The organism is Bradyrhizobium sp. CCBAU 45384 (assembly GCF_028128665.1).
Lineage (GTDB): Bacteria > Pseudomonadota > Alphaproteobacteria > Rhizobiales > Xanthobacteraceae > Bradyrhizobium > Bradyrhizobium manausense.
In genome coordinates this window covers 180,010-192,909 of record NZ_LBIZ01000113.1, presented here as the reverse complement: position 1 = coordinate 192,909, position 12,900 = coordinate 180,010, and the positions used below count along the sequence as shown (strand labels likewise).

General features: G+C 63.3%; 9 protein-coding genes, 1 tRNA gene and 1 pseudogene. 3 read left to right on the top strand and 8 right to left on the bottom strand.

The genetic code is table 11. The annotated features are described in order from the left end of the window. Positions 1–40: 40 nt before the first annotated feature. The 3 genes from XH80_RS25620 (at position 41) to XH80_RS25610 (ending at position 2,770) form a co-directional block, all read left to right on the top strand. A complete protein-coding gene (locus XH80_RS25620; protein ID WP_271600947.1) occupies positions 41–1,255 on the top strand; it encodes an ABC transporter substrate-binding protein in 1,215 nt (404 codons plus the stop codon). Positions 1,256–1,434: 179 nt separating this feature from the next. After that, positions 1,435–2,409: a Bug family tripartite tricarboxylate transporter substrate binding protein gene (locus tag XH80_RS25615; protein ID WP_271600946.1), complete on the top strand. Its 975-nt coding sequence runs from the start codon at positions 1,435–1,437 to the stop codon at positions 2,407–2,409. A gap of 285 nt (positions 2,410–2,694) precedes the next feature. Beyond that, positions 2,695–2,770, top strand: a tRNA-Ile gene (locus tag XH80_RS25610). A 227-nt stretch (positions 2,771–2,997) separates the two neighbouring features. Here XH80_RS25610 and XH80_RS25605 read toward each other — a convergent pair. The 8 genes and pseudogenes from XH80_RS25605 to ihpA form a co-directional block, all read right to left on the bottom strand. After that, positions 2,998–3,165, bottom strand: coding sequence for a hypothetical protein (locus XH80_RS25605; RefSeq protein ID WP_271600945.1), 168 nt, complete (start codon positions 3,163–3,165; stop codon positions 2,998–3,000). 160 nt (positions 3,166–3,325) lie between these two features. Continuing rightward, complete coding sequence (locus tag XH80_RS25600; protein WP_271600944.1) at positions 3,326–3,634, bottom strand: hypothetical protein; 309 nt, start codon at positions 3,632–3,634, stop codon at positions 3,326–3,328. Continuing rightward, a complete protein-coding gene (locus XH80_RS25595; RefSeq protein WP_271600943.1) occupies positions 3,628–4,107 on the bottom strand; it encodes a hypothetical protein in 480 nt (159 codons plus the stop codon). Before XH80_RS25595 ends, XH80_RS25600 begins: the two co-directional genes overlap by 7 nt. Before the next feature lie 732 nt (positions 4,108–4,839). Beyond that, positions 4,840–6,081, bottom strand: coding sequence for a Fic family protein (locus XH80_RS25590; protein WP_271600942.1), 1,242 nt, complete (start codon positions 6,079–6,081; stop codon positions 4,840–4,842). A gap of 695 nt (positions 6,082–6,776) precedes the next feature. Then, positions 6,777–7,400: pseudogene (locus XH80_RS44120) on the bottom strand (cation transporter); the annotation flags it as partial. Positions 7,401–7,443: 43 nt separating this feature from the next. Then, positions 7,444–10,632, bottom strand: coding sequence for an efflux RND transporter permease subunit (locus tag XH80_RS25575; RefSeq protein ID WP_271600941.1), 3,189 nt, complete (start codon positions 10,630–10,632; stop codon positions 7,444–7,446). Beyond that, positions 10,625–11,623: a divalent metal ion exporter adaptor subunit IhpB gene (gene ihpB / locus XH80_RS25570; protein ID WP_271600940.1), complete on the bottom strand. Its 999-nt coding sequence runs from the start codon at positions 11,621–11,623 to the stop codon at positions 10,625–10,627. The genes XH80_RS25575 and ihpB overlap by 8 nt, the downstream gene beginning before the upstream one ends. Continuing rightward, complete coding sequence (gene ihpA / locus XH80_RS25565) at positions 11,620–12,891, bottom strand: divalent metal ion exporter subunit IhpA (RefSeq protein WP_271600939.1); 1,272 nt, start codon at positions 12,889–12,891, stop codon at positions 11,620–11,622. The genes ihpB and ihpA overlap by 4 nt, the downstream gene beginning before the upstream one ends. Positions 12,892–12,900 lie beyond the last annotated feature (9 nt).

Genomic DNA, 12,900 nt, shown 5'->3' with positions numbered 1-12,900 from the left:
GCAAGTTTCGGTCAACGCGCCGGATCAGGGGAGGACGAGCGTGAATCCAATGAAATTTGGACTGCCGGTTGCGGCCGCCTTGGCGGCGGCGCTGCTGTCGGGTGCCGCGATGGCGCAGGTGTCCGACGACGTCGTCAAGATCGGCGTGCTCACCGACATGAATGGCCCCGCCTCCGCGCCGACCGGCCAGGGCTCGGTGACGGCGGCGCAGATGGCGATCGACGATTTCGGCGGCACTGTGCTCGGCAAGCCGATCCGCATCGTGATCGGCGACCACCAGCTCAAGGCGGACATTGGCGCTGCGATCGCGCGGCGCTGGTACGATGTCGACCAGGTCGACCTGATCGTCGACGTGCCGGTCTCGGCCGTCGGCCTTGCGGTGCAGAACATCGCCAACGAGAAGAAGCGGCTGTTCATCACCCACTCCACCGGCACCGCTGACTTCCACGGCAAGTTCTGCTCGCCCTATGCGATGCAGTGGGTGTTCGACACCCGCGCGCTCGCGGTCGGCACTGCGGATGCGGTGGTCAAGCGCGGCGGCGACAGCTGGTTCTTCATCACCGACGATTACGCCTTCGGTCACTCGCTGGAGCGCGACGCCTCCAGCGTCATCACCGCCAATGGTGGCAAGGTGCTGGGCTCGGTGAAGCCGCCGCTGGCGACGCCTGACCTCTCCTCCTTTGTGCTGCAGGCGCAGGCCTCCAAAGCCAAGATCATCGGCATTGCGGCAGGTCCCCCCAACAACATGAACGAGATCAAGACCGGCTCGGAGTTCGGCGTGTTCAAGGGCGGCCAGCAGATGGCGGCGCTGCTGGCGCTGATCACCGACATCCACGGCCTCGGCCTGCAGGCCGCGCAGGGCCTGCTCCTGACGACCTCGTTCTACTGGGACATGGATGACAAGACCCGCGAATGGTCGAAGCGCTATTTCGCCAAGATGAACAAGATGCCGTCGATGTGGCAGGCCGGCGTCTATTCCAGCGTGATCCACTATCTCAACGCCATCAAGGAGACCGGCACCGACGATCCGCTCAAGGTCGCGGCGAAAATGCGCGAGACGCCGGTCGAGGATTTCTTCGCCCGCCACGGCAAGCTTCGCGATGACAATCTGATGGTGCACGACCTCTGGCTGGTGCAGGTGAAGACGCCGGAGGAGAGCAAATATCCGTGGGACTATTACAAGATCCTCACGACGATTCCCGGCGACAAGGCCTTCGGCCCGCCGGACCCGGCGTGTGCGATGCTGAAGAAATAACGATCGCTTAGAGCGATCGTCACTTCACCACGCCGATCTCGCGACACTGAGAAGGATACGACTTACGAATGTCATCATCGGTCCGGCTGCGCCTGCGTCAACATCGACTTGAGGCCATGTAGGCAGCGGGCGGTTTTTGTGAAAGCATGCCGCCAAACAATAAGGCAATGGGAGGCGACATGTTGCGAATCTTGCGGTGCGCTGTTTTCGGGCTGGTCTTGCTGTCAGGTCTTCTCAACGCGGCCCCTCCCGCCTCCGCCGCCTACCCGGACCGCCCCGTGCACTGGCTGATCGGCTTTGCCGCCGGCGGACCGGTCGACATCGTCGCACGCATCATGGCGCAGTGGTTGTCGGACCATCTCGGCCAGCAGTTCATCGTCGAGAACCGAACCGGCTCGGGCGGCAACATCGCGGCTGCGGCCGCGATCAATTCGCCGCCCGACGGCTACACGCTGCTGTTCGTCGCGCCCAACAATGCGATCTCGACCTCGCTCTACAAGAAGCTGCCGTTCGACTTCTTGCGCGACACCACGCCGGTTGCCAGCATCATGCAGCTCACCAACATGCTGGTCGTCTCCAACGCGATGCCGGTGAAGACGGTCCAGGAGTTCATCGACTATTGCAAGGCCAATCCCGGCAAGATCTCGTTCGCCTCGTCAGGCAACGGCACCTCGGTGCACATGTCGGCGGAGCTGTTCAAGGCGATGACCAAGTGCGACATGGTGCATGTGCCCTATCGGGGATCTGCGATCGCCTTCCCCGACATCATCTCCAACAAGGTGCAGCTGATCTTCGACAACCTGCCGTCCGCGCTGGAGCAGTCGCGCGGCGGCAATGTCCGCGCGCTCGGCGTCACCTCGCCGCAGCGCTGGCCCGCGCTGCCCGACGTGCCCGCTATCGCCGAGACCGTGCCTGGCTTCGAATCGGTCGGCTTCTACGGCATCTCCGCGCCGAAGGGCACGCCGGCAGAGATCGTCGAGCTCCTCAACAAGGCGGTCAACGAGGCGCTGAAGGACCCGAAGGTGGTGGCGCGGCTGACCGAGAATGGCGGCATCCCCAGGCCGATGACGCCGGCCGAGTTCGGCAAGCTGGTCGCTGACGAGACCGAGAAGTGGAGGAAGGTGGTGGAGTTCGCCGGGGTCTCGGTGGACTGAGCGGGTCACGTCAAAAACACCAAAACAACCCCATGCACAGTAGAAAGTGTCCCGATTACAACGGGTTACCACAGCAAAAATCAGGACCACGGGAAAAACGCTTGTTCCGTCGGGCAAAACAGGCGTATAAGGGCATGATCGCAAAATTCGGTAATTTGGAAATCGCTCGCGATGCCGCGCCGACGTCTCACCTCGCGCGCCTCGGCATTGCACCCCCGCCTCCATCCCTGTAAACGAACCGCGCACCGTTGCCAGCCGCGCGTTCCCGCGGGCCGTCCCGCGGCGGGGCCTGTAGCTCAATGGTTAGAGCCGGCCGCTCATAACGGTCTGGTTGCAGGTTCGAGTCCTGCCGGGCCCACCAATGAAATCAGCAACTTATTAGGCCTTGTTTCGCCTTATCTGAATCGCCGCACCAGAAACCGCACCAGATACGTTGTTGGTCCACTTTAAGAACGACTCGCTCGGGCTATAAGAGCGACTCGATTCCGGGCTTTAAGAACGACTCGATTTCGTAAATGGATGCCCGATCAGGGGAAATCGGCGGCGGAGACCAAGCTCAAACATTAACGCCGCGAAGATTCGCCGTGGCTAAGATAATAGGTTTCGTGCTGATCGCAAGCTATCCATGATCACCAGCAGCTGCTGGATGTTGAGAACCGCCAGCGCGTCAATCCATCCTGCTGTTCTAGTGCTGCTAGTGCTGCTGATGATGCTGCCGGTCATCATGCTGGGGCCGATGATGATCGACATGTCCATCAGAGTACCGGCACCATGCTGATCATGATGATGCCGCCGATGATCGGCGCCGCCGCTGATGATCGCGGCGATGATCGCCGAGTTCCGGCCACCATGATCGTGGCGCCAGCATGCCGACCGTGCCGGTGATGATGATCGTCAGCTTGCTGTCGCTTGCGGCCTAATAGCCCCGACCGGCGTCGAGTTCGGCCAGGCTCTCCAACATTTGGTCCAATGCCCGGTCGTCCGTCTCGGTCTGCGCGCGTTGGACGTCGCCATCCAACTGGTAGATCAAGTCCGCCAAGTCCCGGTCGTTCAACGAGGGGACAAGATCGAACGCCTCTCCTTCGATCACCAGCAGCGGTACACCTTCCTCGCCGTAGAGCCGCAAGGCTTCGGCAGTCTGCTTCGGCAGCCAGCGTTCGTAGTCCGACAGCGGAACGCGGAAAGAGCCGTCGTATTTTCGGAGCGTCAAACGTCTGCTCAACAAGCCTTGATAATCCTCGTCGCGTTGAGCTCGAGACCGAGCCTGACGGGCTCTTTCGGAGATTGCGCGTCTGGCTTCGCGGAGCGCATCCAATTCCGCCGCCGCCGCGTTGCTGCGAACGCGAGCTCTCCCTCTGCGGTCCGCGCCAGGAAGCCGCGTTTCTCCGAAAGGCGTCCCTTGTAGCCTTTTTTTAACGCGCACGCCTGCCAGACGTCGACGACAGTACGCGAGGACAAACCGCGGAGAATCTGCGATGGCACCTTCTTCAGACTCAACGGATGGTAGGCCAGAACGGAATGCAGCCCGGCGTCGTGGACATCGGTCCACCAGTTTCGATGGACCCGGAGAACGTTTCGGCTGAACATCACGCAGACCTCTTCATGGTTGTCGACGATCTGCACCACCCATTGCTGGGTTCTAGGCGGCACCACCTGCCTCACCAACGTCGCAAGCCTTTCGTCCGCCAGTACCGGCATCCGAATCCTCCTCGTTGTTGCCGGTTCTGCGCGCGGCTTGCCTACTAGAAGTTTGAGGCGGAACGCCGCCGGCGGCCCCGACGGGCCGCTCTTCGCTTCTTGCTGAACGAATCCTTGGAAATTCGTCGAAGCCGCCGCTTCGAAGCAACGCATTCTTTGCGATGAAGAGAAGCCGTCGTCGTCGTGCTCGCAACCTTTCAAATCGTAATGATCGGCGGCGGCGCTCGTTCACCCGCACCGACCAATCATCGAAGAATAAGGGAGCTTCTCCCGCACATCTGAGAAACTTGGCCGCAGCGATGCGCCTTCCGGCGCACCGAGAGAGGAAGTGCGACGTGTCCCGATCGAACGCCTGCAGGCGGAAACTACCTTATCGGGACTGCGATGTAATCGTGTCCAGAAGCGAAGATCCGTCGAGCACGACCGCCGTCACTTGCATCGACGCCGAGACCGGCACGTTCGTCGGTACCGCACGGGTGCCCGATCAAGTTGATCGTCCGATCACTGACGAGGAAGTCGCGCGCATGATCGGCGGAGCGTACCGGTTGGCGTCGATCGCTGTCGACCTGGAAATGGACCTGCTCGTCCGGCGGGCGCGACGCGTGTCAGATAAGCTGAGACTGCGCCGTCGGCTCTGGCGTCGGCGGCACCGCCCCGCGATCCGGGGCGATAAGCTGCAGGATACCGGGGACGCTGGTTCGCAGCCGCCTCGGTGTAGTCTCTAGCGAGAGATCAAGGACCCTTCGGGCCAGGCAAGACCTCGTCCAGGTCGGTGTCGTCGGCATCCAATTCGGCAAAGATGGGCTCTTCGCCGAACGGACGGTTGATGATGGCCAGAGCTTCGGGAGCGGCGTAAATTCGGTTTCGCGCGTATCCAGTCCTCTCCTGCAGAATGCCAGCCTCCTGCAACTGCGCGATGGCCTGATTTACTTGCGCGGGCGAGACATCGAGCAGTTGGCCAAGGCGCTTCGCCGTCACGACCGGATAGTTGTGAAGTTCGTCCAGGGCGCGGATGGCCGCGGATCCCTTTCGGAATTTTCGGCGCTCTCTCCAGCGCTCTGACAATTCCGACAGTGCCGTGCGGGTCCGGATGAGTTCTTCGACGGTGCCGGTGACGGCGTCGGCCATGAAGGTGATGATCGGCTCCCAGTCAAGCCGCTGCTGAGCGTCCTTGAGCGAAGCGTAATACGCCCCCTTTTTGCTTTCGATGTAAGGCGAAAGGTACAGAGGCACGTGCCTCTCCGCCGCCATCATGAGCGGAAGCAGAAGGCGGCCGACACGACCGTTGCCGTCGCGGAAGGGGTGCACCGCCTCGAAGTGGGTATGCGCGATGGCCATGCGCGTGATGAACCCTTGCGTCATCTGCTGCATGCCCTCGTTCCGCAGGTAGTCGACGGTTTGGGCGAGGCAGTCGGCGACGTCGGCCGGTGGGGGAGGATTCAGGCTGGAATATGCGATGTCTTTGTTTCCGCCGATCCACACGACGCGCGAGCGGAGGTCGCCAGGAACGTCTTGATAGTCGGGGTCGTCCTTCATCACGGCGCGATGGAGGTCCTTGATCAGATCCATCGTGAAGACGCCGTAGCCATCCTTGGCGGCTCTCGGAATGAATCCGTCCAAAGCAACGGCGTAGTTGCGAACTTGGCGCGCTTCGTCCCGTGCGCCGGCGTCGCCCGTCTCTTCGACCGAAAGCAGTTCGTCGAGAGTGCTCTGGGTGCCTTCGATCGATGAGGAACTGACTGCCTCACGTCTGGTAAGGACCCGGCTGACGATGTAGGGGTCCTTCATCTGGGCGGCGATGGCGTCGACCTTGCCGAAGGCCGCTTGAGCGGCTTCCAGGGCTTTCATCGCCCCTCCGACGAACACCCCGTCCTCGGGGGGTGCCGGCGGCACGATCCCGTAGTGAGAGTCGTAGGGCGGCGGAAGCCGCTTCAGGCTCTCGCGGATGGTGTGGCTGAGATCGCTGCGCTTCATGGGAACCCGAAATAAGAGGCAGTTTTCCTATTTATATTTTTGGTTTGTGCAAAAAGCCATAACACACCGCGATCTCAAGGCAGCTTATTTAGGCTTTTACAGGCCAACGCAACTTAAGTTCCATTAACCATTGGCCTGCCGTCCCTCTCAGCGCCCGGCAATTCTGCCCCATAGTGACCCCGGTCGCTGGGGTGCAGCACCAGGCGGCTACCGGCCGACCCGGAGAGCGGCTCGGCCACTCGGTTGTTTCGGTGGCCGAGGGTGACCGGTTTGGCGCGGCCGTTCTCGTCGGCGAAAACAGCCCACTGGTCGCCTTTCCTGAACACAAGGTAGGGCGTCCGGAGCGCTCCAGGTGGTCACGTGGACGACGACCCGGGAAACGTGGCCGAGCAGCCTCATGGCTCGGGCGGGTCCGCGAAGTCCATTGTCACCCGGACCCGCTGCTCCTCGATTCCGAGGGCGGAGACCTTCAGGAAGCCTGCGGGGTCCACCCGGACCCACCTTCCCCTTGGTGGACTGTCCGCCCCACCCGTCGATCCGGACGGGGGCTCCGACCTTGATCTGAACGGCATCGGTCGAGAGCAGGTCGGCTACGACCTCTGCCGTCCCGGGCAGGACCGTCGCCTCGCTGTCCTGGACGATCGCCAGCACCTTTCCGCTCGCCGGCGCGAGCACCCGGACGCAGCAGGTCGCCTCGGCCATCGCTGCGACGCCCTCAAGCAGCTCGCCGATCAGGAACAGCAGGACCACAGTAGCCGCTTCTTCGGTCGCGCCGATGAAAACCGCGCCGACCGCCGCAATCGTCATCAGAGTCTCGATCGAGAACGGGGTGCCTGCCACGGCGGCAGAAAAAGCGCGTCTGGCGATCGGGACAAGCCCCACCATCATTGCCAGCAAGAACGCCCAACGCTCGATGGCGGGAATGCTCTTGCCGACGGCGAAAGCGACCGCCAGAGCCGCGCCGGATGCGAGGTCAGCCTGGCCTTGCCGGTCTGCCACCATCGTCGGTCCGCCGCCCTGCCGCCGCGATTGCTGTCGGTGCGATCCTGGGGTCCCGGCGCCGAACCTTTTTGGTGATCGATGGGGGCATGGGTCTTTTCGCCTTCGGCGACTGTATAGCCAAGAGCCGAGATCCTGCTCGCCATCTCCGCCGCGTCGGTCTGGTCATGGCTGACGGTGACGGTGCCGCGGGCGACCGACACGTCGACGGACCGCACCCCGGGCACCCGGTTGAGTGCGTTCTCGATCTTGAGCGCGCAGCTCGCGCAGTCCATTCCCTGAACCCGCAGGCGCGTAGTCGTTGCGTTTGAACCCGTCATCATGCCGTCCTTAGCCAAGCGGCGTGGTCTGCCGCAGTTCCTTTCACGCCGGCTCCTCGGCCGCCGGCGCCGGCCCGGAGTCCTTCCGGAAGAGTACGTAGAGGGCCGGCAGCACCAGAAGCGTCAGGACCGTCGAGGAGATGATGCCGCCGATGACGACGGTCGCCAGCGGCCGCTGCACCTCCGCGCCGGCGCCTGTCGCGATCGCCATCGGCACGAAGCCGAGCGAAGCCACCAGCGCCGTCATCAGCACGGGGCGGAGCCGCGTCACCGCACCCTCATGGACGGCCTCGATCACAGGCTTCCCTTCGTGCCTGAGCCGCTCGATGAACGCGATGATGACGAGGCCGTTGAGCACCGCGACGCCGGACAACGCGATGAAGCCGACGCCCGCGCTGATCGACAAGGGGATGCCCCGCAGGAGGAGCGCCAGCACGCCGCCCGTCAGCGCCAGCGGCACGCCGCTGAACACCAGAAGCGCGTCGGCAATGGAGCCCATGCTCATGAAAAGCAGCAGGAGCACCAGGGCCAGCGCAATCGGCACGACGATCGTCAACCGCTTGGTCGCGGAAACGAGCTGCTCGAACTGTCCGCCCCAGCCGATCCAATACCCAGCCGGAATCTTGACCTTTTGCGCGACAGCCTCCTGGGCATCGGTGACGAAGGATCGCAGGTCGCGGCCGCGGACGTTCGCCGTCACGACGACCCGGCGCTTTCCGTTTTCCCGGCTGATCTGATTGGGACCGGGTGCGACCTCGACGGCGGCGACGGAAGACAGCGGAATATAGCGCGGCGATGCGTTCGCCGAGCCAGTCGATGCGGTCCTTGTAAGCGACGGACTCTCCGGCACAGGCGGCAGCGATATCGGGATGGCCTTGATGGCATCGAGGTTGGCACGCAGATGCTCCGGCAGGCGGACGACAATATCGAAGCGGCGGTCGCCTTCGTAGAGCTTGCCGGCGGCCTTTCCGCCGACGGCGATCTCGACGATGTTCTGGACCTCTGCGACGCTGAGCCCGTAGCGCGACAGCGCTTGCCGGTCGAGCTTTACCGTCAAGATTGGCAGGCCGCCAACCTGCTCCGTCTTGACATCCGCAGCGCCCTCCATCCCGCGGATCACTGATTGCACTTGCTGCGCGACCCCGAGCAGAATATCGAGATCATCGCCAAAGATCTTGACGCCGACATCGCTGCGCACGCCCGCAATCAGTTCGTTGAAGCGCATCTGGATCGGCTGGGTCATGCCATAGGAACTGCCAGGCAGCGTGTTGGCGACACGCTCGAGCTCCTCGACGACATCAGCCTTGGGCTTGCCGGCATCCGGCCACTGACCCTTCGGCTTTAGGATAACGTAGGTATCGACGGCGTTGGGCGGCATGGGATCGTTGGCGATTTCGGCCGTGCCGAGCTTGGAGAATACGGTGGCGACCTCCGGTACCTGCTTCAGCGCATTTTCGAGCCGAAGCTGCATCTCGACGCTTTGGGTCAGGCTCGTTCCGGGTATCCGGATCGTCTCGATGATCACGTCGCCTTCATCAAGGCTCGGAATGAACTCTCCCCCCATGCGGGTTGCCGAGAGTAGGCTCCCGGCGATGATCAACACGGCGCCGACGGCGACGCTGCCTCGATAGCGGATCGCCTGATGCAAAAGCGGAACGTAGATGCGCTTCGCACCGCGCATGAAGATGTTCTCCTTTTCCGAGACCTTGCCACTGACGACGATGGCGATTGCAGCGGGCACGAAAGTGATGGAGAACAAGGCCGCACCAGTCAGCGCCATGAGCACTGTGAGGGCCATCGGCGTGAACATCTTGCCTTCGGTGCCCGTCAAGGTCAGCACGGGCAAATAGACGACAGCGATGATGAGCGTGCCGAACAGGCTCGGCTTGATAACCTCGCTCGCGCCGGCGCGGATCGTCTCCATCCGCTCTTCGAGCGAGAGCAGGCGTCCGCGCTGGTGCTGCTCCCGCCCGAGCAGCCGGAGGCAGTTTTCGACGATGATCACGGCGCCGTCGACGATGATGCCGAAGTCGATTGCGCCAAGGCTCATGAGGTTGGCGCTGACCTTGCTCTCGACCATGCCCGTGATCGTCAGCAGCATCGAAAGCGGGATGACGCAGGCGGTGATAATCGCCGCGCGGATGTTGCCGAGGATCAGGAAGAGGACGGCAATGACGAGTGCCGCACCTTCCAACAAATTCTTCTCAACGGTCTCGATCGTGGCTTCCACCAGATGCGTGCGATCGTAAACCGCCCGAGCAATAACGCCCTCAGGCAGCGACCTGGCAATCTGACGAAGCCTCACCGCGATTCTTTGGGCCACTGTTCGGCTGTTCTCGCCGATCAACAGCATCGCTGTGCCCAGCACCGTCTCCTTGCCATCGACGGATGCTGCGCCCGTCCGCAATTCCTTACCCTCGTCGACATCCGCCACGTCCCGAATGCGAACCGGTACGCCGCCACGCGAGCCGACCACGATGTCGCGGATCTCATCTGACGTCGCGACCTGACCGGGCGCACGGACGAGGTATTGCTCGCCGTTCTTCTCGATGTAGCCGGCGCCGACATTGGCGTTGTTCGTTGCAAGAGCCGTCAGGACGTCACGGAAGCCGAAGTTGTAGGCCATCAGCCGGCCTGGATTCGGGAGCACGTGGAATTGCCGTACGTAGCCGCCGATAGAATTGACTTCGACGACGCCCGGCACGGTTCGGAGCTGCGGCTTGATGATCCAATCCTGGATCGTCCTGAGTTCTGTCGGCGTGTAGTCCCTGCCCCCGGGCGCCTTTCCTGCCTCGGCACTCACCGTATAGGAGTAGATTTCGCCGAGACCCGTCGAGATCGGGCCCATCGCGACCTCAGTTCCAGGCGGCAACTGGTCCTTGACTTGCTGGATGCGCTCGTTGACGAGCTGACGTGCGAAATAGATGTCGGTGCCGTCCTCGAACACCACTGTGACCTGGCTCAGTCCGTATCGCGAGAGCGATCGCGTGTAGTCGAGCCTGGGCAATCCGCCCATCGCGGTTTCGATCGGAAAGGTGATGCGTTGTTCGGCTTCGAGCGGCGACAGACCGGGCGCGTTGGTATTGATCTGCACCTGGACATTGGTGATGTCAGGGACCGCATCGATCGGCAGACGCGTGAAATTCCATGCGCCGAAGATGGCCGCACAGAGCACAAAGAGGACAACCAGCCAGCGCTGACGGATCGAAAAGGCGAGGACCGCATCAATCATGATCGGCGTCTCCCTTGCCCATCTCTGCCTTCACGACAAAACTGTTCTCGGCGACGTAGCGCTCGCCGGCGGACAATCCGGCCCTGATCTCGACGGACTTGGGGTCGGATTCGCCGAGTTCCACGGGACGGGCTTCGATCTTGTCGCCTTCCTCGCGCACGAATACGACGGTCTTGTTTTCCAGCGTCTGGATCGCACCGGCCCGCACGGCGACCGCCACGGCCCGGGCGGCGAGTACCAGGCGCGCGGTCACGAAGAGGCCTGGTCTGAGACGTCCGTCGGCGTTCGGTAGCACCACGCGCGCGAGCGCGGTCTGCGTCTCGCTGATGCCGACGGGCGCGAGGTAGGAGATCTTGCCCTTGATCTCGCCCCTTCCGTCGTCCGGATCGATCAGCACCTCGTCTCCGATCCGGACGCGCCTGAGATCCTGACGGTAGATCGACAGGTCGACCCAGATCGTCGAGAGATCCGCGACGACGAAGGCCGGCTTTTGCTCGGAGACGTATTCGCCCAGCGAGATCTGCCGATCGATGATCGTGCCGCCGATCGGTGACTTGAGGTCGTACACGGTGAGGCTTTGGTTGCTCTCGATGGACGCCAGCAGCTCGTCCTTGCCGACGACGTCCCCGATCCGCCTCTTGATCGCACGCGCGATGCCCGGGAAGCGCGGGGTGACCTGAACCACGGTCTCCTGATTGGCGCGCAGCACACCGTTGAACGACAGTGTCTCGGTCAGGGTAGCCGGCCCGGCTTCGGCGAAGGTGGCACCCGCGGCCGCAAGCTTGACGTCGCTGATCACGATGCGGTCGGCCCCGTGCTCGTCCTTCTCAACGTGCTCGTTGCCCGCCTTCTCCTCCTTGGCCGCGTTGCCTTCCTGCTTCGCTGTCTGCTGGGTCGCTGCGGGTGCGTCCTTGGGCGTCAGCCAGCGATACCCGAAGGCACCTGCGGCGGCAGCGACCAGTGCGAGGACGATCGCGCTCGAATTTCTCATCGTGCGCTCTCCCGCGCCAGAGCGAAGGGGTTGCCGACGAGTCCTTCGATCGTGGCAACTGCGACATGGTAGTTCTGCAGCGCCTCCTGCTCGCGCAGACGCGCCTGGGTGACGTTGGCCTGTGCGTCGAGAACTTCGAGCAAGGTGAAGCGCCCGGCACCGTAGCCCTGCTCGATCTCGTTGGCGGCGGCTTGGGCCTTGGGGATGCCGGAGTCGCGAAGGATCGCAAGTTCCCGCAGCGAGCCCTGAACGTTGTCGTAGGCCCGCCCCGCCACGACGATCAGCGTGTTGCGGTTCGCCTCTCGCTCCGCCCGCGTCTTGGCGAGGCTTTCCTGAGCGGAGAGGATGTTGCCCTTGTTCTGGTCGAACACAGGGATCGGCACCGAGAGCGTCAACCGGACCGCGTCGTCGTTGGTCTCGTTGAAATGACGCCAGCCCGCAGCGAGACGGACGTCCGGATATGGCTTCAGACGCGCAAGCAGAAGCTCGGCGTTGCGCTGCGCGTAGATCGCGTTCCATCTCACCAGTTGCGGGTTCGCATCGATGGCGGCGATCACCGACTGGAACGAGGGCGCGCGCGTGGTCGCGTCCAGCCGTCCGGAGACGCTGGCGAACTTCGGCGAGGTATCGCCCATCAGGACCGCCAGTTCGCGACGCGCGCTCGAGAGATTGGCCTTGGTACGCTCGCGATCGGCCTTCACCAGCGCCGCAGCGACTTCCGCGCGGCCGGTCTCGGCGGGCGACGACGCGCCGGCGTCGACCCGACGCTGGAGCAGCGGGGTCAGACGCTCGAGGGCGGCGACCTGCTCGTCCAGAATCTGAATCCGCCGCTGCAGGCCCAGCACGTTGAGGAAGGCGATGGCCGTTTCCGACAGGATCTGCAGGCGTACTGCCTTGCGCTCGATGGCCGCGCCGTCGACACCCGCCTGGCCGGCCGCGATCCGCGCCTCGCGCTTGCCGAACAGCTCGAAGAGCTGGCTGATCTGCAGCGTCGTCTCGGCCGACTTCGTGCCGCGATAGATGCCCGAACCGAAGGAATTATCCTGTTCGTAGGACAGTTCCGGATTGAGGAGCGCTCCCGCCTGAATGCGCTGGCCGGTCGCGATCCCGATGTCGCGCTCAGCGGCGGTCAGACGCGGGCTGGTCGCAAGCGCGCGCTGCAACGCCGCCCCCATGTTGAGGCTCTGCGAATGCGACACCGCCGTCAGCCATGGGCTGACCAGCAACGCCATCGCGCACGCGAAACGCGTGACGCACTTGGAAAACATGGTGAAAAC

Bases quoted from the DNA above. Each gene is read 5' to 3' on its own strand.
- XH80_RS25615 (WP_271600946.1), top strand. From the start codon at position 1,435: ATGTTGCGAATCTTGCGGTGCGCTGTTTTCGGGCTGGTCTTGCTGTCA.
- XH80_RS25605 (WP_271600945.1), bottom strand. From the start codon at position 3,165: ATGGACATGTCGATCATCATCGGCCCCAGCATGATGACCGGCAGCATC.
- XH80_RS25595 (WP_271600943.1), bottom strand. From the start codon at position 4,107: ATGCCGGTACTGGCGGACGAAAGGCTTGCGACGTTGGTGAGGCAGGTG.
- XH80_RS25590 (WP_271600942.1), bottom strand. From the start codon at position 6,081: ATGAAGCGCAGCGATCTCAGCCACACCATCCGCGAGAGCCTGAAGCGG.
- XH80_RS25575 (WP_271600941.1), bottom strand. From the start codon at position 10,632: ATGATTGATGCGGTCCTCGCCTTTTCGATCCGTCAGCGCTGGCTGGTT.
- ihpB (WP_271600940.1), bottom strand. From the start codon at position 11,623: ATGAGAAATTCGAGCGCGATCGTCCTCGCACTGGTCGCTGCCGCCGCA.
- ihpA (WP_271600939.1), bottom strand. From the start codon at position 12,891: ATGTTTTCCAAGTGCGTCACGCGTTTCGCGTGCGCGATGGCGTTGCTG.